Raw genomic sequence first — 19,798 nt, forward strand, 5'->3', positions numbered from 1 at the left:
TTCATTCGGTAAAAACTTAATTAATGCAAAAACTTATACTAGTATTTTTAAGTATTTAAACTTAATTAGCAGTGTTACAATTGTATAAACGGAAGGGGAAACTCATACCACACAAGTTACTAAATACATTTCAGTAGAGAAGCTGTTCGGAAGTCGTGCTGCATCCCATAGTCAGTTCGGGCAAATTCTATTTGTAATATTAAACGGTCTTTATGAGTAGGAGTAATTCCTTTATGAAAACAAAGTGGATCTTCCGCAAATCCAAAACCAGCTTTGCCACAAATCTTTACTAAAGATTCAGAACCATAATAATCGCTGATATCTTGATCTGTCTCTCGTTTACGTAGCCAAAGATGTGACGGCTTCTTCTTATTGTGACTACCGCGAACACAGACATGAGGACCGCTTTGATCATCTACATCAGTCAAATAAAAGAAAAACTTCAGAAAACGATAATCGTCTATATCGTAGTGAAATAATTGAGCAGCTTGACTTTTTTGACGATATGTTATGTCACCTGAAAAACTCCACCACATCAGATTCCCTTGATGTACTGCTTGAGCATCTAAATATTTAGTAGCTATTGCCAATAACTTTGGATCATTTTGAATTTTTTTTATAACTGGGCAGAGTAAAGACGTATTAAAATAACTACCGATGAAAAAATGTTTTCCTGACTTAGTTTGTGCTTGTTCCTTTTGATTATAAAAAAACCCCATATTTGTTTTTCTATTGCCATAACAAACTGTTGAATGAGCAAATTAGACTATTTCTTTAACAATATCTTGGGGTAAATTAATTTCTAAATATAACCCTTCGGTTTTCAGGGTGTTAACAACGTCATCTACATTCACATCTGGAAAATAACAATTGCTCTCATTGAGAACGGATGAATATAATTTAACTGAACGTCTTAAGAAAAATATCATCATAGCTCGCCCAGTTTTAAATCGAGCAATTTTACGCATTAAAAGCCATCTAGGATTTTTAGTCAATCCTTTGTAATTTTCATAACAAATATCATAAAATTTTGAATAAATTCTATTTAGATTGTTATTGAATAAACTTATAGACATAAGTCTCCTGAGATTTGGATGGTAGGATGCGTTAACGGAGTGACTCCAAAGGAAAATCGCAAAAATGCTTTTGCGGAAAAACTAATCTATACTTGCGTAAGTAATACTATGTAATATATAGCAATCGGATTTGATTCTTGAAATTATTTGCGTAGGCAGGGAGTAGGGAGTAGGGAATGGGGAATCAGCCCTTTCGAGTTGTACGGAGTTTTTTCAAAAATCAAATAGGAGTCCTATATATTTTAATTGTTAAAAATCAGTAAGAATACTTGCTGAGAGTATATTTACTGTTTCTTTTTACAAGTTAGTCTTTTTTAAAGAGTTGGTGAGAGGTTGAAGGTATTGAGCATAGGGCATTGTTCAAGAAGCGCGAGAGCAAACAGAAAATTCTTCCCCTTTGCACCTCTGCCCCCTGCCTCTTAAAAGTCCCCACTCTCCATAAGGGTGTAGAATCAGGATTTATGTCTTCTAGGTTGAACATCCCAGTTGTTTGCTACACAACCATAGGTAAAGGATTATGCCAGTATCGCAGGAGCTAAGGCGCTTTGGACATCACCTGATTCTAGGTGTTTCCGGCACTACATTAAGCAATGATGATAAACGTGCACTCAACCAATTGAGTCCGGTTGGGGTGATCTTTTTCGCTAAGAACTTTTTGGATAGCACCCCCTATGAGGTTTGGCTGGAAAGCTTCAAGGATTTGAACAGCCAGATACGAGAATATACTGAACGTGATTCAATGTTCATCACCCTGGATCATGAAGGAGGCCGTGTAATTCGTACACCACTGCCAATTACCCGCTTTCCTCATGCCTTGTTGCTGCGATCGCACGCCCGTGAGGTAGCAAAAGCCACAGCCGTAGAACTCAAATCACTGGGAATTAATTTATCGTGGGCACCTGTAGCAGATATTTTTTCCCATCCCAACAACCCCGTGATTGGGCCTCGGTCTTTTGGTAACACTCCCGATACTGTGGCCAAAAGTGCCCGTGACTACTACTTTGGACTTCAAGAGTCAGGAATTTTGGGATGCGCCAAGCACTTCCCTGGACATGGAGACACGAGCAAGGACTCTCATATCGAGCTACCAATACTTAATCTGACTCTAGAAGATTTGCGACTTCGAGAACTTATACCCTTCAAAGCGCTAATCGAAGTACAGATTCCTTTGATTATGAGTGTCCATATCTTATTTCCCAAGATAGATGGTGATGTGCCAGCAACGCTTTCCCAGGCTATCCTCAAAACCATACTTAGAGAGGAACTTGGCTTTGAGGGAGTGGTTGTATCTGACGATTTAGATATGAAAGCGATCTCAGATATGTTTATGAAAGCTGGTACTGTAGCGCGGTCATTTCATGCAGGCTGCGATTTGTTTATTGTCTCGCGCAATATCAACTCATCATCTATAGAAAGAACTTATCAGATTGCTGAAGATTTTGTCGATTCCCTCACCAAGGGTAGCTTAGACGAATCAGTAGTCAAGGCAGCCAGAGAAAGAATTGAAAAACTACTGGCAGTAACACCGCAATATCCCATACATGCTTTGGATAAAGATATATTATTGCAACATGCTAAATTAGCGATCGCTAGTTCGTATTAATAAGCTAACGTGCATTCAAATTACATATTAGCAATTGCCAAAAGGCTGGCTAGGATTGCATTTTTTAATTTTTAATTATTAATTTTGAATTGCTTAATGGGTGGTATAGGGGTCGAACCTATTTCTGCGAGTTAAAAGCTCGCTGCACAGCCGTTATGCCAACCACCCTAGTTAATTTAAATAAAGAAATGAGCGCTGCGATCGTATTACATCGCAAGCGTTGTAACACCAATGCTAGATATGAATCCACCTGGGAGGTACTGCCCCTCCTATTTCTGTGTTATCAGCACAGCGCCTCACTTTTCGGCTTCAGGTGGAAAAGAGGAAGATAGAGGAATCGTAGCTTGCTTCCCGTAGGGTACACCTACAGTTGCCCATACCCTGGTTTTCAAGACCAGTTGCCGTCCATACTCTTCGAGAAGGCTTCGCCTACAGCGGCATCTTCCATTCAAGGGTGCCTGACGGGACTTGAACCCGCTATGACTGGTTCCACAAACCAGCGCCTCAACCACTTTGGCTTCAGACACCATCAGTGGAATCAATGGGAATTGAACCCATAACCTCCTGCTTGCAAGGCAGGCGCTCTATCCATTTGAGCTATGACCCCATCAAACAAGTTAAAAGTTAAAAGTTAAAAGTAAACACTTTTGACTTTTATTCAGGCGGGAGTGGTAGGACTTGAACCCACAACTTTCGAGGTAGAAGCTCGAAGCTCTATTCCATTGAGCTACACTCCCAATATTTGGTAGTCCTGGCAGGAATTGAACCCGCAACATTCTTCTTGTAAGGAAGACACTCTACCAATTGAGCTACAGGACTACGCAAGTAGTGGAGGGACTTGTACCCCTACGGAGAAGCAAGCTACGCGCAGTATTCTCGAAGAGTACCCACGCACTGAGTATGGCGTACTCAGATGCTACTGACTACATCACACCCGCAAGTTCAGAGCGGACGGCGAGATTTGAACTCGCACGAAGACGTTGGAAGCGTCTCATGCTGCCGTTACATCACACCCGCATTAGTCAAGCTGGTAACAGGAATTGAACCTGCAACCTACTGATTACAAGTCAGTTGCTCTGCCAATTGAGCTATACCAGCACTAATTTTGGTGACGGGGGCAGGAATTGCACCTGCTGATGTGAGGCTTATGAGACCTCCAAGCCACTCTTGCTTCATCCCCGCAAAATCACCAATACCCCTGACTGGATTTGAACCAGCAACCTCTTCGTTCTAAGCGAAGCGCCTCTTCCGTTGGGCTACAAGGGCAAAGTTTGAGTGGCAGGGATTGAACCTGCCACCTGGAGTTTCCGAAACTCCCGCGCTTCCAACTGCGCTACACCCAGATATTTTGGTATTCCCGACAGCATTTGAACCTGCAAAAAACTAGATCCTCGGTAAGTGTGCATCTTGCATTCCGCCACCAGAGCTTAGTATCCCTGACAGGATTTGTAGACGCAAAGCGGCTTCCCGTTCGCGGAGCGTCCCCAAGGGAAGGGTACCTGCAAAATCTGGACTCTGATTCCAGCACTTATGCCACATTCCGTGATAGCGGCATATCGGGATGGCAGGACTCGAACCTGCGACTCCATGCTCCCAAAGCATGGCTTCTCGCCACTGAATTACATCCCGTTGGTACTCCTGGTGGGAGTCGAACCCACAACCAAACAGATTTTAAGTCTGCCACCTCTTCCAATTGGGCTACAGGAGCAAGTTTTGCTACTCTTGGTGAGAATCGAACCCACAACATACCGTTTTTGAAACGGCAGCCTCTTCCAGTTGGGCTACAAGAGCAGAGTTTGGCAGCCCCACCAGGACTCGAACCTGGAATCTTCGCCTTCAAAGGTATGTTGCCAATTACACCACAGGGCTTTATTGCCAGGGCAGGGCTTGAACCTGCAACCTCATCGTTCAGAGCGATGCGACTTACCAATTCGTCCACCCGGCAATGAATGGCTGCCCCAGTAGGACTCGAACCTACAACCGCGCGGTTAACAACCGCTTGCTCTCCCATTGAGCTATGAGGCAACCAAGCCCCCCAGGTCGGAATCGAACCGACGACCTCCTGTTTTTCAAACAGGTGCTAACTACCAACTGAGCTACCGGGGGATAAAATAATAGGACTTACGCAAAATATCTCACAAACTCTGATTTCTCCATGTCGCGCCAGTTGCTACAACGGGGGTAACCCCCCTTCGGGTTCACCAGTCGCCTACGGCGGGAAACCCGCCTACAGCGCTGGATTCACCGCAACGCACTGGCTTCTCTGCGCCTGGAGTGGTTCGTTATTCCGTAACTTGTGCGTAAGTCCTAAATAAGAGATCATGTAACGAGAGCGGAGGGATCTGAACCCTCAAGTCTTCAGTTTCGTAGACTGAGATGTTATCCAGTTACACCACACTCTCAAAACGGAGAGAACAGGATTTGAACCTGCGACGGATATTAACTACCCGTTTCCTCTTAGCAGGAGGACGCTTTGGGCCACTCAGCCACCTCTCCATAGTGGGTCGAGCAGGATTTGAACCTGCGTGCAAAAAAGAACAGTTTTACAGACTGTCGCCTTCAGCCAGACTCGGCCACCGACCCATAATCATTCCCTCGACGAGAATTGAACTCGCATCTGTGCTTTGAAAGAGCACTGACTTAACCATTCGTCCACGAGGGCATAATTTATCGAATTTTAGATTTTAAATTTTAGATTTTGGATTAAATTTTTTAATCTAAAATTGTCTGACACAGGGACTAGGATTTGAACCCAGAACATCGGATTTGGAGTCACGAGGTGTTACCGTTACACCATCCCTGCATTTGGTAGCAGTGGCGGGATTTGCACCCGCATATACCAGGGTATGAACCTGGGGCTTTGCTAATTAAGCTACGCTGCGATACGATCGCACCAAAGGTCAGGGCGGGAATTGAACCCGCGCTAATCGGTTTTGCAGACCAATGCCTTACCAACTTGGCTACCTGACCATTTGGGAGTCCCGACGAGATTCGCACTCGCAATCTTCAGTTCGAGAAACTGACGGCTTAAACTATTCGCCTACAGGACTGCAACCAGGGTGACGGGATTTGTAGACGCAAAGCGGCTTCCCGCAGGATACCCGCAACATTTCCGCAGACAACGGAACGCTCTAGCCAGTTGAGCTACACCCCGATTTTTTGGAATCTGTGCCTAAACTTTGAGGTTTTGAGGCACAGATTTTTGGTGAACTTACCCATTTCTTATTTAGTTTTCAAGGTTCAGAAAAATTACTTTTAACTGTTAGAAACTCTTAGCAAAACAACCGAAACTCTAGGTAGTAAGCCTGTTGTATATTACGGATGTATTCAGTGGTTTTGAGCAGTGCAAACTTAGAACTTTTTTCGTTTATTGCCTCTACTTCCAATCGTTTGCAAGTAAAAGCAGCTTTGTTGCCTGGGGACTCTGGTTTATTCCAACGCCTGTCCTTTAGTTGTATGTAAAACATGACTTTGACTCTTGGGAAGCTTGTCTTCTGCCTTACTACATTTATACTACAAAATACTACAAGAAGTGTCAAGGGGTTTGAGAAAGTTTTTTTGAAATTGTCTAGAAAAGCTGCTGCACTTAGATTTGAACTTGCTAACCCCTCTTAAAAGTCAAACTACAGTTATGATTGGGTGAGTATTTAAAAGCCTGACGTGACAGACAACTACCTCAAGCGACAAAAGATAATTAGTGTTGTGGCGATCGCCTCTATGATTACAGCTTGTAGTATGGCTCCAGGCACCTCCCCACAACTAGGGTTGAACAAGCCTTTAAGCAAAATCCATACTGCACAAGGTCAAGATCATCTAGCAAAGGGTCAAATTAATGCCCAACTACCGCCATCAGCCAAAGTAGAAAACCCTACCTTTACAGTCCCAGCTAAATTTCAGGGAAAAACAGTTTATCAGGTGCATCCCAGGAACAACGAGAAGGTTATTGCTCTAGGCATTGATGATGGCCCTTGGCCAAAGACAACCCTAGAAATGCTGGATATCCTAAAGCAAAATGATGTTAAGGTGACATTCTTTTGGGTAGGACAAGCCTTGCAAGCAAATCCTGACCTAGCCAAGCGTGAGGTAGCCGAGGGACACGCCATTGGCAACCATACTTGGCATCATTGGTATCGGCGAATGGATGAAGCCACAGCCAAGAGTGAAATTGATCGCACAGCTGACCTGATATACAAAACTACAGGAGTCAAAACTGCTCTGTTTCGTCCTCCTGGAGGTTTTTTAAATAACGGAGTAGCCGCTTACGCCAAAAGCCAGAAGGACGCTGTAATTATGTGGTCAGTAACTTCAGCTGATACTGACCCTCACGCCAAACCACAAGCATTTGTAAATAATGTCCTGAAAGGCGCGAAACCAGGTTCTATTGTTTTAATGCATGATGGTGGTGGCGATCGCCAAAGAACTGTACAAGCATTGCCACAAATCATCAGTGGACTCAAACAGCAAGGCTACCGATTTGTGACAATTCCCGAACTTCTAGAAATGGGACAATAAAGGGTGAGTCGAATTTCTCACCCTTTGTTTATTCACTCACGACAGAAGCACTGCTCTCTTGAGCTTCCTGCCAAAGTTTGTGCAAAAAGAACTCAGCGCGATCGCTGATAGTGGTGACAAACACACCTACAGCATCCTTATAACTATCTGATAGCCAAGAACCCCGCAGGGTGACTTCCATATATTCACCATCGCAGGCACAGAGGGCAATGATTCCTCTGTCATCTCTTTTTACCTCAGCCTTGAGTACTTCTACTCCTGGCAAATCAATAGGAAGCAAAAAGGAAGCGGTACTGGGTTCAATGCATAAACCTTGCCCAACTCGCAGGGCTAAAATCACTCGCTGTGCTACCCATGCTTCTAGCGACAGAGTGATACATTCTAAATCAAAGCTACTTTCAGTGTAAGTTAATTTCAGCATTCCTTATGCTCTCCTGTTATTCCAGGTTTGCTTGCATATCTATCCAAAACTGTTCAGCGAAAGAAATCGCGGGGTGCATTGGTGCTTTTGGTTTGGTACGCAGTTGCATACCAGCCTCAAACAGGCTGCGATCACCTTTGCGGGAGTTACATCTTTCACAAGCTGCGACTACGTTATCCCAAGTGTGAGAGCCGCCTTTTGATCGCGGCATCACATGATCTAGCGTTAGACGTTTGCCGCTACCGCAATATTGGCAACTGTGATGGTCTCGTCGCAACACTTCCCGCCGATTCACTGGCGGAACTTTCCACATCCGTTCATTGGAAGTGATTGTCAAGCGAATGTGTTTTGGTACATCAATTACCAAACTGGGTGAGTGAACTCGCCATCCGCCTTCTGTACTAAAACCTAGCGGTTGGGCTTTGTTGGTTACTAACAGCACAATCGCCCGCTTAATATTGATCCGACACAGTGGCAAGTAATTTTGCGAAAACACCACCACAGATTGCTCTAACACTTGCATTGCGATCGCGCCGCGCATGGAAGATATCGTCACAGCTTAACTCCTTATAAAAAAACCCCCGCTTCCTTTGGGTGAAGCGGGGGTTAGAATTGACCGGAAAATTTTCTGGTCTATATTGGTACAGTATTTCTTTGCCTGTACCCCCCGCTTTCTTCGTCTAGTTCTGGTTTTGCAATCAGCGCACTAATGCCGAGATGTCTAAAATCATAATTACCCTCTGTGATTTGCCCATGATTTCGGCTACCATCGCCCATAAATAAATACTCCACTCCCATAGCAGCTGATTCCCAACCAGCTCGGCAATTGGTAGCGCCTAAAGAAGTAGAGATGGGGTAAATGGATTTCACAGAAAATTTCACCTATTGAACATTCCTTTAAACATACTACACTTGTATTACTATCCTGTCTATACCTTTAAGGAGAAAAAGTGATGCATACGATCGCTCGCACCCCAACCACCGATATGGAAGTTACCAGCATCCGCCTGGAGCGGGAACTCAAAGATAAGCTCAAAGAAATAGCTGGGAATCAGGGATATCAAGCTCTGATTCGAGATATTCTTTGGAATTATGTCCAGCAAAAATCAGGTGAGTGGAAGCCTCGATTTTCGCGATCGGACATTCGAGCTAGCATAGCTGCTACAGCTCAGCAAGAAGAACGCTGTGTACTCACAGGTCAACTAATTCAACCCCAACAACCGATGTTGTTAGGACTGACGAGGAATGGCGATATGGTTCCTCTGAGTGTCGAGAGTTTGGCTGGATAGTCTTATATTCAGGCAATGCAGCCCAGTTATTAATCAAGACTGCTGAGTTAAAAGACCGCCACGTCACTTGCTCCTCTGTGGAAATCAAAAAGACCACAGTGGCTCCACAAAGGGCGAGGCTAAAACCCAAGTACATCATTACTGAGTACTTTTACCTTACTTATCACTCAGTAAGGTAAAAATAATTGGGCTGCATTCAAAATTTAGTTTTATTCATATCTTACTGAGAGTTACGGACATCAAATAGTAGCTTGTTAAACCTACTATTTTTGAAAAAAATGTAATAAAAATTTACAAAATAAATAAGATAAGTTTAAGTAATTTCACCTGAAATTAAGGGGAATTTTGCTGGAAATCCAGAGAAATTACGGTTTATGTATACTTAATAGATCAGATAAAGTTAGTAAATTATTTCAAGATAGAGCAGTCAAAAATAAGCTAAATTAAGCATTTATAGGATATCTTAAGTATTCTATTACTTATGTGGCATTGTAGCAATTTGTTGTGTGTGGTGATTTGACCATCTGAGATAGAAAAGGGCTATAACAGGTGAGAGAAAGTATTCAGACAAGATTTGTCAATTATCAAGGTGTAGCAACACAAGTAACGGTGAAGAATATGCCAAGAGGTTGGGTGCAAAAACAATGGTGTTATTATCCAAGGGCGTACTAAGAATGAAAAAGCCTTTATCGTCGCCGCCACATTACGTCGATGACATAGACCGACTACAACCTTACCAAGGGGAGCTGATGCAACATCAGAAAGAATCTGCCCAGCAGTTGGTACAAAAGATTAACCAAATCATTGCCAATAGCTCGGCGACGGCATTGGTGCTGCAAGAGATTGCCCAATTGCTAGGAGTTGTCTTTCAAGTAGATTGTTGCTGCTTGGTTTCGGTAACAGGTGAGACATCCGAGGAAGCGACTAGTACTAATTGGTGTGCTGATAAGTATCTAGGGTTGCCACACCCAGAAGAGATGTTTTCAATGGAACAGTTGCTTATGCACTCGCCAGTGCTGCAATGTGCTGCCCAGCCATTGAATATTGAAGACATTTCCCTCATTCACAACAGTCTAGTAATTGGTTGTCAATATTTGCCACTACCGATAAAAGCAGTTTTGGCAATTACCACCCGATTTGGTGGCAATAATAATGGGGTGATTGGTCTGATTAAATTTCAACCTTATGATTGGACTGAATCAGAACAACAATTGCTCAAAGAAGTGCAGTCAGCTTGCGCGATCGCTTTTTCGGGAGTGGCACAAGCTCAACTAATTGCTCATCAAGAGCAGTACCTGGAAAAGAGTAATCAGCATCAAAGCTTGATCAAACAATTAACTATACTGAGTCGTAGCAACTTGGAGCTTAATCAAATGCTCCAGTTAGTTATCGCCTCGACTGCGGAATCTTTACAAGCAGATCGGGGTTTGCTGATATTACTAAAATATACAGATCCACTATTTAGGACTCAAGCTAAAAAACAAATTCCGAAAGCGAAAGCTACCGTAATTGGTGAATGGGCTAGGGAAACACAAAGTCTCGGCACTAGTAAACCAAATACCTTAAATGAGTCTTTCTTGCTTTCAGACTGTGGTTTATGCCAGCGTGCCTTCATGGATTCTGGAAAAGCAGTAATCTTTGATGACTATACAGACCAAAACAATACCTCGCCAGCTGCTGCATTATTTGCAGTAGAAGAATTGCCTGCGGTACTATTAATACCACTAGAAACACAAGGTAAAATCTTAGGATTCCTGGTGCTACAGCAATCTGTGATTCGGAGTTGGCAACCAGCAGAATTAAATCTTGTAGAAATGGTTTGTGCTCAAGTGAGTAACGCCATAATTCAGTCACAGACATTGCGCCAAGTGCAAACTTTGGTAGATGAGCGGACGGCAAAACTCCAGAGTAGTCTGGAACTCCAGGCAAAATTGCATGAAAGAACACGGCAGTATGTTGAGCAGCTACGGAAACTTAACGAACTCAAAGATGAATTTTTAAGCAACATGAGCGATCGCTTGCGCTATCCCCTGACAAACATGCTGATGTCAATTCGCAATTTACGTTTGCCAGGAATAACCCCAGAGCGTCAGGTTAGATATATGGATATTCTAGAGGAGGAATGTACAAAGGAAATCAACTTGATTAATGACTTGTTGACACTCCAGAAACTAGAGTCGCCTCACGAAGCTCCCCAATTAGAATTTATAGATTTAAATATTAGAATCCACGATATAGCAGCATCTTTTGAGAAAAAACTCGCAGACAAAGGGTTAAAGATTTCTGTAGATTTACCAGAGGATTCGCTAAAACTGCAAACTGAACTGGAGAGTTTTGACCGCATTCTCCAAGAGTTGTTAACTAATGCCTGTAAATACTCACAGCATAATACCATCGTCCACTTGCAAGCTGCTCACCGAGTTGATCAACAAATTGATCAAGTTATGATGAAGGTGACGAATACAGGACATGCCATCTCCGAAGAAGAAGCCACCTACATCTTTGACAAGTTCCGTCGCGGAAAAGGGCGCTGGACTCCAGGAACTGGCTTGGGACTTGCTCTAGTCAAGTCTTTAGTGCAGCATCTGAATGGAGTGATCGCTGTTGAAAGTGTCCAAATCTCGGATTCTGAACAGAGCGAAATTTGCTTCACCCTAACTCTGCCTCAATTTTCTGAGGAAAGCAAACCATAATTCTGAAAGTGACTAAAAAACAGAACACAACAGAGAACCCTGATTTCGAGTCTCCCACTGATGACACCAAGCTAGAGGAAGATTTACTTACTCATGCATTTGCTTTGTCGGCTAAAGTAGAAATTCAAATTGAGAAAATAGCAGAGCGACAGCGCCAAATTACTGCTAAAGTCCAAATTCCCCACCCAGTCGAACAAATCTGGAAGGTTCTGACAGATTATGAAGCCTTACCTGACTTTCTCCCCAACCTTGCCAAGAGTCGTTTAATCGAGCATCCCAATGGTGGTATTCGACTAGAGCAAGTAGGCTCCCAGCGCTTACTGAATTTCAACTTTTGGGCGCGGGTAGTTCTGGATCTACAAGAATACTTCCCTAAAGAAATTAATTTTCGGATGGTAGAGGGAGATTTTAAAGGCTTTTCCGGTAGCTGGTGCTTAGAGCCTTATTCCCTCGGTAAGTATATAGGAACAAACCTTTGCTATACAATTCAAGTTTGGCCTAAACGCACTATGCCAGTGGCAATCATTGAAAATCGCCTGAGCGAAGATTTGCGGTTAAATCTTCTGGCTATTTACCAACGTGTAGAAGAGTTAGCCAGGAAAGAACCTTATATCTAATTAGACTATCATTCAGGATTCTTCCTGAATGATAGTTTTGCTTGCTACATTTCAAGTAAAAAAGCTTTTGCTTTTTATTGTTTTTAAGTACCCCCAGGGGAATTCGAATCCCCGTTACCTCCGTGAAAGGGAGGTGTCCTAGGCCTCTAGACGATGGGGGCATCGGACTCAGACCTTTTATAAGGTAACGAATTTCCTTGCTCTTGTCAACAGCTTTTGCCAAAAAAAGTTTGTGGCAGCTAAACTGGGTGGAGGCAAAAGCTTGAAGAGGATACAAAGACATGGAGACACAAAAACAATCCCGTAGACGCTTGTGCGGAAAGCCGCAGGGTGGATCAGCGTCCGGCATGGGGAATATTGGGGGATACATAGATCGAAAAAACGCTAAATTCAGCAAGGGACAAAAGGTATAATGTTGTACCCTGTAGAGTTAATATCTACGGTTTTTTACAAAAGATTTTGAAATAAATCGCTCAAAATCTACAACATGGAAGCATCTTTTGAAATCACCCTACAGATGGCGATCGCTGTTTTTGCAGGCATTAGCGCCCAAGTGCTGGCTGCATACCTTCGTTTACCCAGCATCGTCTTGTTATTGCTGTTGGGCATCCTCTTTGGCTCTGATGGCATAGGGCTTTTGCATCCCCATTTGCTGGGCAGTGGACTGGAAGTTATTGTCGCCCTAGCAACGGCAATAATTTTGTTTGAAGGCGGACTAAACTTGGATCTGCGAGAGTTAGGCAGAGTTTCAGTCAGCCTGCAATTGCTTGTCAGTCTCGGAACGCTGATCACATTGCTTGGTGGGAGTATGGCAGCCCACTGGCTGGGTGAATTTCCCTGGAACATAGCTTTTCTCTATGCTTCCATAGTTGTGGTGACAGGCCCAACCGTTGTTGGCCCTTTGCTCAAACAAATCAATGTAGATCGGCAAGTGGCAACACTTTTGGAAGGAGAAGGGATTTTAATTGACCCTGTAGGGGCTATCCTGGCCTTCGTTGTCCTCGATACCATTTTGAACGATAATACTGACCCCATTAATGCGATCGTCGGTTTACTGATGCGCCTGGGTGTTGGTGGAGCAATTGGTGGTGCTGGCGGTTATCTGATGAGTTTGATTTTCAAACGCGCCAGTTTTCTGTCATTCGAGCTAAAAAACTTAGTGGTGTTGGCGATACTTTGGAGCCTGTTTAGTTTATCGCAAATGATCCGCAGTGAATCGGGAGTAATGACAACAGTAGTTGCCGGGGCAGTCTTTGCTAACTCCTCAGTCCCAGAAGAACGACTGTTACGGAGCTTTAAGGGTCAGTTGACAATTCTCAGCGTCTCGGTGCTATTTATCTTATTAGCTGCTGACCTATCCATTGCCAGTGTGTTTGCTTTGGGTTGGGGTAGTTTATTCACTGTTTTGGTATTAATGTTTGTCGTTCGCCCGATTAATATCCTCTTGTGTACCTGGAACAGTGACCTAAACTGGCGACAGAAACTGTTTTTAAGCTGGGTTGCTCCCAGAGGAATTGTTGCCGCCTCCGTAGCTTCTTTTTTTGCGATTTCGTTGACACAGCGCGGCATTAACGGCGGTGATTCCATCAAAGCTCTAGTTTTCCTGACAATTATCATGACTGTTGTCTGCCAAGGGCTAACAGCTGGCTGGGTTGCTAAATGGTTGCAAATCACCTCCAAAGATGTAACTGGCGCAGTGATTGTGGGTTGTAATCCCTTGAGTCTTTTGATTGCCCGGTTCTTTCAAGAACGGGGAGAAAACGTGGTCATGATTGATACTGACCCCCAATGTCTTGTGCAAGCTGAGGCGCAAAATCTCCGGGTTATTGCCAGCAGTGCGCTAGATGCTGCTGTTTTGGAAGAGGCAGGACTTGCCTCTATCGGTACTTTTTTGGCTATGACAAGTAATGGCGAGGTGAATTTTGTTTTGGCTCAACGAGCAGCTGAGGAATTTAAGCCGCCGCGTGTCTTAGCTGTTTTCCCGCGTGATCCGCAAGCGAGTACCTCGGTTAGTAATAAAGTTAATCAAGCTTTTATCCCAGACTTAGCGATTAAAACTTGGAATGAATATTTGAATGATGGGCGAGTCAAGTTGGGGACAACCACGCTGAATGAGTTGGAGTTTTCCACTCAATGCGATCGCATCCAAGAAAAGATTCGGACTGGGGTGTTGATACCGCTATTGGTAGAACGAGAAGAACGCTTACAGGTAATCTCAGCTAACCAAGATTGGGAAATTAGCGATCGCATTATTTATCTGTTGCATGACCCCAGACCTAGCCTGTTAAAACGCTTATCTGGTGCTACCCAATCTACTCCCCTCTCTCTAGAAAAGTTACCAGAGGTTGAAGACCTATCCCTTGCCCAATTTTAGATTCTGAATTTTGGATTTTAGTGAAGCAGCACGGTCTTGGGGAGCCAGTGCGTTGGGCGGCTCCGCCGACTTGAAGCACCTGGCGTGGTTTCCCCCATGAGTGACTGCTGAACCCGTTCGCGCAGCGTCTCCCCTTGGGAGAAGGGATTGAAGGAAAAATCTAAAATCTAAAATCTAAAATCTAAAATCTAAAATCCAAAATTGAATGACTCCTAACTTCTAACTCCTAACTCAGCTTGATACATTTGCCATTCCTGCCACACTAAAGCTGATAAATTTAGTATGGCAAGAATGAGCGTCACCAACGAAATCAGATAACTGTGTATTGTATAAAGGTGTTCGACGGTAACTGTGTTAATGGCTCCACCACCAGTCAGGATGTCGCGCAGTTGCCCACCAATAAAAGGAATGGCTTCGATGGTTCCTAGCTCAATGTTAAAACGCCAGTATCCTTCCTGAGTCCAATCTAAAATCATCGCTGTCCAATCCAGCCCGATCGCACTTAGGGTAAACAAAATCCCACTAATCCAAGCAGCCAGCCAACTCTTGCGAAATTGCCGACCTAAAAACATCACCACAATTTGAATTAGAGCGATCGCAATTACCGCGTTACCAGCAATATCATGCGCTCTCCGAAACAACCAGCCGTATGGCAGTTGTGTATTAATCATCTTTAAGGAGTTATAAGCTCCGCCTGCTGTCGGTTCATAGTAAAAAGCAAGCAAAACTCCGGTAGATACATAAATTAAGCACAAAGTCAGAATCACGACTGATAATATCGTCGCTATTCGTCGCAAAATCTTATCGAACTGGGTGCTTTGCATGGCTCACCCCTCCTGTTCTTAATTAAGTATTTATTCCTGTTACAATTTTAGCTAAGAAATATTAATAAATGTTGCAATTTTCCGAAAAAGATCAAGTAGGGGCAATTCATCAATTGTCCATAAGAAGAAAATCATTCTTTTCGGCTATTGTTTGGGTAATTGATTACGAAGCGATTGTTGGAATTAGTACAAGATATTAATTAAATCAAATATTCTACCCAAGCTTTTAAGGGTTCTGCTGAACCATACCAAATTCCAGGACTTCTGGGAGAATGCCTCACACCTTCAATCACCAGATTTTCTGCCCCTTCTAGGTGAGCAGCTTCGATGGGTGTGATTCCATCTCCCCAAGTGTTGCCCTTACCACAGGTTAATTGATAACTACTGTAAGCTAACCAACTACCAGGCCGCCTTTCTCCAAAGATAGTTTTGCCAGCGATACAAACATAACGAACGTTTTTGTAAAAGGCTCCTGGGTAATTATTGGTGACAAAATCTAGATTGGAGCGTGTCCAGCGTTCTTGACTAATATGGGGTGTACCCAAGGTGATGAGAGTAGCAACCAAGGGATGCGCTTCCCAGATCAATGGTTTAGCATCACCTCGTACCAAATAGGGCTTTTCTCCCATGTAGATGCGGGATATCCAACCTCCGGCTGAGTGACCAATCAAATTAACTTGAGTAGCATTATGTTGCTGCAATGTCTGCTTGATCGTAAGATCGAGTTGTTGCAGAATCGGTGTTACTGGTCTTCCTCCAATAATGGGTAGCCAGTCACGTCGTCGGAGTGGTACTGTAACCGTGTGAAAATCTAACTGTTGTAGGGATTGTTCTAGTTGACGGTAAGCGATCGCGCTTTCTAGATATCCAGGCAAAATCACTGTCGGTAAGGGCATTTTAGATGCAATGATTGGGGATTTGAACTTTTTTGATGAAGAAGTAGTCAGATTCAGAAGCTAGAATTGCGATCGTCGGACTAACTCCTTTTATAAAAACCCAAATAGCTTTGGTGGAGTTTAAGGCTAGAATCTCAAGAAAATTGTACAATTTGCAACAGTTTTAAGGGCTGCTGATGTGGTAGTATTTTCACATAGGGCGTAGTCTAGGACAAGCAAGTGTGCCATCTGCCACAGAAGCCTAGTTAACTGGAAAACAGTCGAAAAAACAAGGTAACTTCAGCAGGTTTTGTGATGTACTCAAACTTGCATGTTCATTTAAACTTTATAAATATCACAGATATTAATTTTAATTGTGTGTGTCATAACAATAAAAAATAAACAGTAGTAATTTTTCAAATATCTCTTTAGCAAGCTCAAATTTGAATATATGATACAGCGTCATTGATCTAGGTTTTATACCCCAAACTAAAGTTTTCAATCATACTTCTTTCCTCCAGCAATAACTGCCCTCAGCAATAACTGTCTTCTGTTAATAAATGGCAATTTTGGCGTTTTGATTGCTAGCATAGGAAGTTATTATTTCCTTAGAGGGACGCATTTCTTGCAAAATATTGCAAGATAGTCGGAAAGAAAAAATCGCTAGTAAACTGCAACTGAGCCGAGTGAACGATAACAGCTATGTCTTACGTCTCCCTGCTGAAAAATATACCAGAAATCTTAAGCCAGCCAATTGGGATAGCAGCTATAGCGTCTCTTGGCATTCACGGTGCGATCGCGATGATTGTGCCATTGATGCCTATGGATTCTAGCAAGCCCAATCAAACAGCATCATCCAAAACAGTCGGACTTTTGGAATTGAGCCAAGCCGACCAAAACCGTTTGCCGCAAAGCACACCAAAAATTGGTTTACAACAATTTCCTCCAGTAGCGCCACTTTCTGCTCCGAACTTTGGCGGCCAAAGTATATTGCCCCCATTGGCACCAGCGCCATCCAGTCAGCTAGTACTGCCTCCACTACCCGCATCATCGAATAACTATCGGGTTTCTTCCTTGCCTACAAGGCAGTCTTTGCGGATGATTCCTAGTGATAATTTGCGATTTGACACCTCTAAATTTGACAGTTCTAAATACAATACCAGCGCCAAATTCACTCCATCAGTTCCTCGTGTGAATGAGAGTACCACCAAATACGAGCCACCTAAACCACTGGCTCTAAATAGGTTGCCAGAATTGCAGTCGCAGAGAATACCTGATGATATTCTGCAAAATGCCCCATCTTCAAACTTATCTGACACTAGCCCCATTCCAACAGCACAGGGAAATAGGACTCTACAGATGACGCAACCAAGTAATGATGCGTCTAGAATTGCTCAAAACCCACTGATAAATTCTCTCAAACAAGCTCCAAGGGCTGGAGATAGCTTAACCCTAACGAGGAGAACCACGCTCAAGACACCCGATTTATCTGGAAAAGGAACCGAACTGGCGATTGCCCAGCTAGACTCCTACGCAAACCTGAGAAAAGAAGTCCAGCAACAATACCCCAACGCTGAACAAAAACCAGTTATCCGCCAAACATTAGCCACAAATAAGCCGAATCTTGAAGGTGCTGTTTTGGGTGTATTAGTGGTAGATCGTGATGGCAAGGTCTTAGATATCAAGTTTCAAGACAAGTTAGTTTCCCCGGAATTGCAATTAAAAGCAAGACAATACTTCAACAAGCAATCCCCCAAGGGAGATAGACGGATAAGTTCCTATCCATTTAACCTACGTTTCCAAAACAACACTAGTAACACTACTGGGACTCCATTATTATCTGCACCGGGAATCAATAACAATCGGCTTTCGCCCTCACCAACAGCTAGTTTTAAACCATTACCTGATCTGCAAATCAGAAATAACCAACCTTTGTCTTCACCAGCAGGCACTCTCAAACCATTAGTTACACCGGGAGCCAATAGCAATCAGTCATTATCTGAACTCGGAATCAGAAACAATCAGCCCACGCCTTCATCGGCATCTACTACTTCCGAACCGTTATTGTTGCCGAGAGTGAATAATAGTGAGCCGACGCCCTCTGCCGAATCGGAGCAAACATTAGTAGAACGGTTGCGCCAAGTGCAGGAAAACAGACAAAAGTCTAATCCAAAGAACTAATCACTTTCTGGTGATTTTGGATTAAAAAACAAGCTAAAAGCGATGAATGATAAAAATTGTGAATTTATCATTCATCTTGAAAATATCCTTTTTAGCAGTTGACGAATTAGCAATCGCTAGTTCGTCATCTATATAAGTAACTTTGAAGGTTCTAATAAGGAAATGCACTGAGGGATTTCCAATCAACAAATTATCCAATGTTGTGGGGTGGGCATCTCGCCTTTAATTACTGGCGGGCAATAGTTCGGCGTGAGCGCTCAGTCGAACGCTGCCCACGCCACAATAATTAGACGGTATAGCTAGTTTACCAGCCTTGTTCTGCATTCTGAAAAACGTAAGCAGCTACCTCTAGAATCTCCTCAGAACTTAACTTACTTTTAAAGGCAGGCATGGCATTTTTCCCCTTTTGCACTTGGTGGATAATCGCCTGGATTGAGTCGCGATCATAATTTTCTAGGTACTTTGACAATGCTTCCTTTTTCAAGGTTTTCTGGCTAATCAGGATGTTACCGCCACCTATATGGCAAGAAGCGCAGTTAGCCTCGAAAATTTTAGCACCGTTGGATGTTTCGGCAGCTAGTGCTGGACTAATAAATGTGAATTTGAATAGGGCGATCGCTAACAGTAGGATTAATAAAAGTATTCTCAAGAAAATTTCCTCGCAACAAGCCTCCAGCAAGAGTATAAACGCGATTAATCCCCGATGAAGTCAAATTTGATCAAAATTGGCTGTAACGAGTTCACCCCTCCATCACCACAAGTTACTTAGGGTCTTAGGCGGGGATAGGACTCGTTACTCACCATTTCTCGATTGTGTGCGTCACTCTAAGAGCGTGGCGTGTTGATATGAGCTAATTTCACTGAGAAATCATCTTGTGTCAAAGGTTGGTGTTTCTAGCCTTGGACAGTGATTATACCAACCATACCAGCACCACGGTGAGGTTCACAGTAGAAGGTGTAGTCACCAGCAGCTGCGTCTGCGGGGAAGGTGGTTGTTTCCTTTTGACCAGGACTCATCAACAGCTTCTTATGAGACAGAGATTTCGCTAAATCAGCGCTCTTAGTGGGGTTTTTGGCAGCATCAAACACAACATTATGGGGAGGAACTTTGTTGTTCACCCATTCAATTGTATCGCCTGGTTTAACGGTCAACTTTTTCGGTTCAAATGCTAGCAGCCCTTTATCGCTGCCTAATTTCACCTTGTAAGTTTCAGCCGCAGCGCTGGGAGTAAAAATAGCGAAGCTGCTAACAACTAAAACGATTGTCAACACAGCTAAACCAAGGCGTCGCCAGCTTGCCGAAATTAATTTCATGGCTCTCTCCTAACAAACA

General features: G+C 43.4%; 16 protein-coding genes, 26 tRNA genes and 1 pseudogene. 7 read left to right on the forward strand and 36 right to left on the reverse strand.

Annotated elements, in window-relative coordinates; genetic code table 11:
- Positions 1-119 precede the first annotated feature (119 nt).
- Together PUQ00_RS08585 and PUQ00_RS08590 are read right to left on the reverse strand one after the other, a co-directional pair.
- Positions 120-719 (reverse strand): phytanoyl-CoA dioxygenase family protein, encoded by a 600-nt coding sequence (locus tag PUQ00_RS08585; protein ID WP_300415144.1) that lies wholly within the window; start codon positions 717-719, stop codon positions 120-122.
- Positions 720-761: 42 nt separating this feature from the next.
- A complete protein-coding gene (locus tag PUQ00_RS08590) occupies positions 762-1,076 on the reverse strand; it encodes a hypothetical protein (protein WP_300415146.1) in 315 nt (104 codons plus the stop codon).
- Between the two features lie 517 nt (positions 1,077-1,593).
- Here PUQ00_RS08590 and nagZ point away from each other — a divergent pair.
- On the forward strand, positions 1,594-2,679 hold the full coding sequence (gene nagZ / locus PUQ00_RS08595; RefSeq protein WP_300415148.1) for a beta-N-acetylhexosaminidase: 1,086 nt from the start codon (positions 1,594-1,596) through the stop codon (positions 2,677-2,679).
- Positions 2,680-2,776: 97 nt separating this feature from the next.
- Here the strand turns inward: nagZ and PUQ00_RS08600 are convergent.
- From PUQ00_RS08600 to PUQ00_RS08725, 26 genes are all read right to left on the reverse strand, one after another.
- Positions 2,777-2,847 (reverse strand) — tRNA-Lys (locus PUQ00_RS08600).
- A gap of 285 nt (positions 2,848-3,132) precedes the next feature.
- Positions 3,133-3,206: transfer RNA gene (locus PUQ00_RS08605), tRNA-His, on the reverse strand.
- A 6-nt stretch (positions 3,207-3,212) separates the two neighbouring features.
- Positions 3,213-3,286: transfer RNA gene (locus PUQ00_RS08610), tRNA-Ala, on the reverse strand.
- A 56-nt stretch (positions 3,287-3,342) separates the two neighbouring features.
- A tRNA-Arg gene (locus PUQ00_RS08615) sits at positions 3,343-3,416 on the reverse strand.
- Positions 3,417-3,422: 6 nt separating this feature from the next.
- Positions 3,423-3,498: transfer RNA gene (locus PUQ00_RS08620), tRNA-Val, on the reverse strand.
- 127 nt (positions 3,499-3,625) lie between these two features.
- Positions 3,626-3,696 (reverse strand) — tRNA-Gly (locus PUQ00_RS08625).
- Positions 3,697-3,704: 8 nt separating this feature from the next.
- Positions 3,705-3,777, reverse strand: a tRNA-Thr gene (locus PUQ00_RS08630).
- Between the two features lie 95 nt (positions 3,778-3,872).
- Positions 3,873-3,945, reverse strand: a tRNA-Leu gene (locus PUQ00_RS08635).
- Positions 3,946-3,949: 4 nt separating this feature from the next.
- A tRNA-Pro gene (locus tag PUQ00_RS08640) sits at positions 3,950-4,022 on the reverse strand.
- A 213-nt stretch (positions 4,023-4,235) separates the two neighbouring features.
- Positions 4,236-4,308: transfer RNA gene (locus PUQ00_RS08645), tRNA-Pro, on the reverse strand.
- 1 nt (position 4,309) lies between these two features.
- Positions 4,310-4,387: transfer RNA gene (locus PUQ00_RS08650), tRNA-Leu, on the reverse strand.
- Positions 4,388-4,396: 9 nt separating this feature from the next.
- A tRNA-Leu gene (locus PUQ00_RS08655) sits at positions 4,397-4,470 on the reverse strand.
- 6 nt (positions 4,471-4,476) lie between these two features.
- Positions 4,477-4,548, reverse strand: a tRNA-OTHER gene (locus PUQ00_RS08660).
- Between the two features lie 3 nt (positions 4,549-4,551).
- A tRNA-Gln gene (locus tag PUQ00_RS08665) sits at positions 4,552-4,624 on the reverse strand.
- Between the two features lie 5 nt (positions 4,625-4,629).
- Positions 4,630-4,704, reverse strand: a tRNA-Asn gene (locus tag PUQ00_RS08670).
- A 6-nt stretch (positions 4,705-4,710) separates the two neighbouring features.
- A tRNA-Phe gene (locus PUQ00_RS08675) sits at positions 4,711-4,785 on the reverse strand.
- A 221-nt stretch (positions 4,786-5,006) separates the two neighbouring features.
- A tRNA-Arg gene (locus tag PUQ00_RS08680) sits at positions 5,007-5,081 on the reverse strand.
- Between the two features lie 4 nt (positions 5,082-5,085).
- A tRNA-Ser gene (locus PUQ00_RS08685) sits at positions 5,086-5,175 on the reverse strand.
- Positions 5,176-5,179: 4 nt separating this feature from the next.
- Positions 5,180-5,262: transfer RNA gene (locus tag PUQ00_RS08690), tRNA-Tyr, on the reverse strand.
- Between the two features lie 7 nt (positions 5,263-5,269).
- Positions 5,270-5,340: transfer RNA gene (locus PUQ00_RS08695), tRNA-Glu, on the reverse strand.
- Between the two features lie 70 nt (positions 5,341-5,410).
- Positions 5,411-5,482 (reverse strand) — tRNA-Trp (locus PUQ00_RS08700).
- A 3-nt stretch (positions 5,483-5,485) separates the two neighbouring features.
- Positions 5,486-5,561: transfer RNA gene (locus PUQ00_RS08705), tRNA-Met, on the reverse strand.
- Between the two features lie 15 nt (positions 5,562-5,576).
- Positions 5,577-5,649, reverse strand: a tRNA-Cys gene (locus PUQ00_RS08710).
- Positions 5,650-5,652: 3 nt separating this feature from the next.
- Positions 5,653-5,729, reverse strand: a tRNA-Glu gene (locus tag PUQ00_RS08715).
- A gap of 4 nt (positions 5,730-5,733) precedes the next feature.
- Positions 5,734-5,833 (reverse strand) — tRNA-Asp (locus PUQ00_RS08720).
- Between the two features lie 118 nt (positions 5,834-5,951).
- Positions 5,952-6,146, reverse strand: a complete 195-nt coding sequence (locus tag PUQ00_RS08725) for a hypothetical protein (RefSeq protein ID WP_300415150.1) — start codon at positions 6,144-6,146, stop codon at positions 5,952-5,954.
- Between the two features lie 193 nt (positions 6,147-6,339).
- On the opposite strand from PUQ00_RS08725, the gene PUQ00_RS08730 reads away from it, so the two are divergent.
- A complete protein-coding gene (locus PUQ00_RS08730; protein WP_300415152.1) occupies positions 6,340-7,191 on the forward strand; it encodes a polysaccharide deacetylase family protein in 852 nt (283 codons plus the stop codon).
- Positions 7,192-7,219: 28 nt separating this feature from the next.
- On the opposite strand, the gene PUQ00_RS08735 is transcribed toward PUQ00_RS08730, so the two are convergent.
- The 3 genes from PUQ00_RS08735 to PUQ00_RS08745 form a co-directional block, all read right to left on the reverse strand.
- On the reverse strand, positions 7,220-7,612 hold the full coding sequence (locus PUQ00_RS08735; RefSeq protein ID WP_300415153.1) for an alr0857 family protein: 393 nt from the start codon (positions 7,610-7,612) through the stop codon (positions 7,220-7,222).
- 16 nt (positions 7,613-7,628) lie between these two features.
- Positions 7,629-8,153, reverse strand: coding sequence for an HNH endonuclease (locus PUQ00_RS08740; protein ID WP_300415253.1), 525 nt, complete (start codon positions 8,151-8,153; stop codon positions 7,629-7,631).
- Between the two features lie 92 nt (positions 8,154-8,245).
- Entirely contained in the window at positions 8,246-8,494 is a 249-nt protein-coding gene (locus PUQ00_RS08745; protein WP_300415155.1) for a hypothetical protein, read from the reverse strand.
- Between the two features lie 71 nt (positions 8,495-8,565).
- On the opposite strand from PUQ00_RS08745, the gene PUQ00_RS08750 reads away from it, so the two are divergent.
- The 3 genes and pseudogenes from PUQ00_RS08750 (at position 8,566) to PUQ00_RS08760 (ending at position 12,211) form a co-directional block, all read left to right on the forward strand.
- On the forward strand, positions 8,566-8,901 hold the full coding sequence (locus PUQ00_RS08750) for a hypothetical protein (protein WP_096535028.1): 336 nt from the start codon (positions 8,566-8,568) through the stop codon (positions 8,899-8,901).
- A gap of 674 nt (positions 8,902-9,575) precedes the next feature.
- A pseudogene (locus tag PUQ00_RS08755) lies at positions 9,576-11,610 on the forward strand (GAF domain-containing protein).
- Entirely contained in the window at positions 11,603-12,211 is a 609-nt protein-coding gene (locus PUQ00_RS08760) for an SRPBCC family protein (protein ID WP_300415162.1), read from the forward strand. The pseudogene PUQ00_RS08755 and the gene PUQ00_RS08760 overlap by 8 nt, the downstream one beginning before the upstream one ends.
- An 88-nt stretch (positions 12,212-12,299) precedes the next feature.
- Here PUQ00_RS08760 and PUQ00_RS08765 read toward each other — a convergent pair.
- Positions 12,300-12,372, reverse strand: a tRNA-Glu gene (locus tag PUQ00_RS08765).
- A gap of 326 nt (positions 12,373-12,698) precedes the next feature.
- Between PUQ00_RS08765 and PUQ00_RS08770 the strand changes: the two genes are divergently transcribed.
- Entirely contained in the window at positions 12,699-14,585 is a 1,887-nt protein-coding gene (locus PUQ00_RS08770; protein ID WP_300415164.1) for a cation:proton antiporter, read from the forward strand.
- A gap of 212 nt (positions 14,586-14,797) precedes the next feature.
- Here the strand turns inward: PUQ00_RS08770 and PUQ00_RS08775 are convergent, their stop codons facing one another.
- Both PUQ00_RS08775 and PUQ00_RS08780 read right to left on the reverse strand, forming a co-directional pair.
- Positions 14,798-15,409: a cytochrome b N-terminal domain-containing protein gene (locus PUQ00_RS08775; RefSeq protein ID WP_300415166.1), complete on the reverse strand. Its 612-nt coding sequence runs from the start codon at positions 15,407-15,409 to the stop codon at positions 14,798-14,800.
- Between the two features lie 200 nt (positions 15,410-15,609).
- Positions 15,610-16,305, reverse strand: coding sequence for a lipase (locus PUQ00_RS08780; protein ID WP_300415168.1), 696 nt, complete (start codon positions 16,303-16,305; stop codon positions 15,610-15,612).
- 681 nt (positions 16,306-16,986) lie between these two features.
- Here PUQ00_RS08780 and PUQ00_RS08785 point away from each other — a divergent pair.
- The gene (locus tag PUQ00_RS08785) at positions 16,987-18,465 is read left to right on the forward strand and encodes a hypothetical protein (RefSeq protein ID WP_300415171.1); all 1,479 of its coding nucleotides are present in this window, start codon (positions 16,987-16,989) and stop codon (positions 18,463-18,465) included.
- A gap of 304 nt (positions 18,466-18,769) precedes the next feature.
- Here PUQ00_RS08785 and petJ read toward each other — a convergent pair whose 3' ends face one another.
- Entirely contained in the window at positions 18,770-19,114 is a 345-nt protein-coding gene (gene petJ, locus PUQ00_RS08790) for a cytochrome c6 PetJ (RefSeq protein WP_300415173.1), read from the reverse strand.
- 245 nt (positions 19,115-19,359) lie between these two features.
- The gene (gene petE, locus PUQ00_RS08795; protein WP_300415174.1) at positions 19,360-19,779 is read right to left on the reverse strand and encodes a plastocyanin; all 420 of its coding nucleotides are present in this window, start codon (positions 19,777-19,779) and stop codon (positions 19,360-19,362) included.
- Between the last annotated feature and the right edge of the window lie 19 nt (positions 19,780-19,798).

It is taken from the genome of Nostoc sp. S13 (assembly GCF_029379315.1).
Taxonomy (GTDB): Bacteria; Cyanobacteriota; Cyanobacteriia; order Cyanobacteriales; family Nostocaceae; genus Nostoc.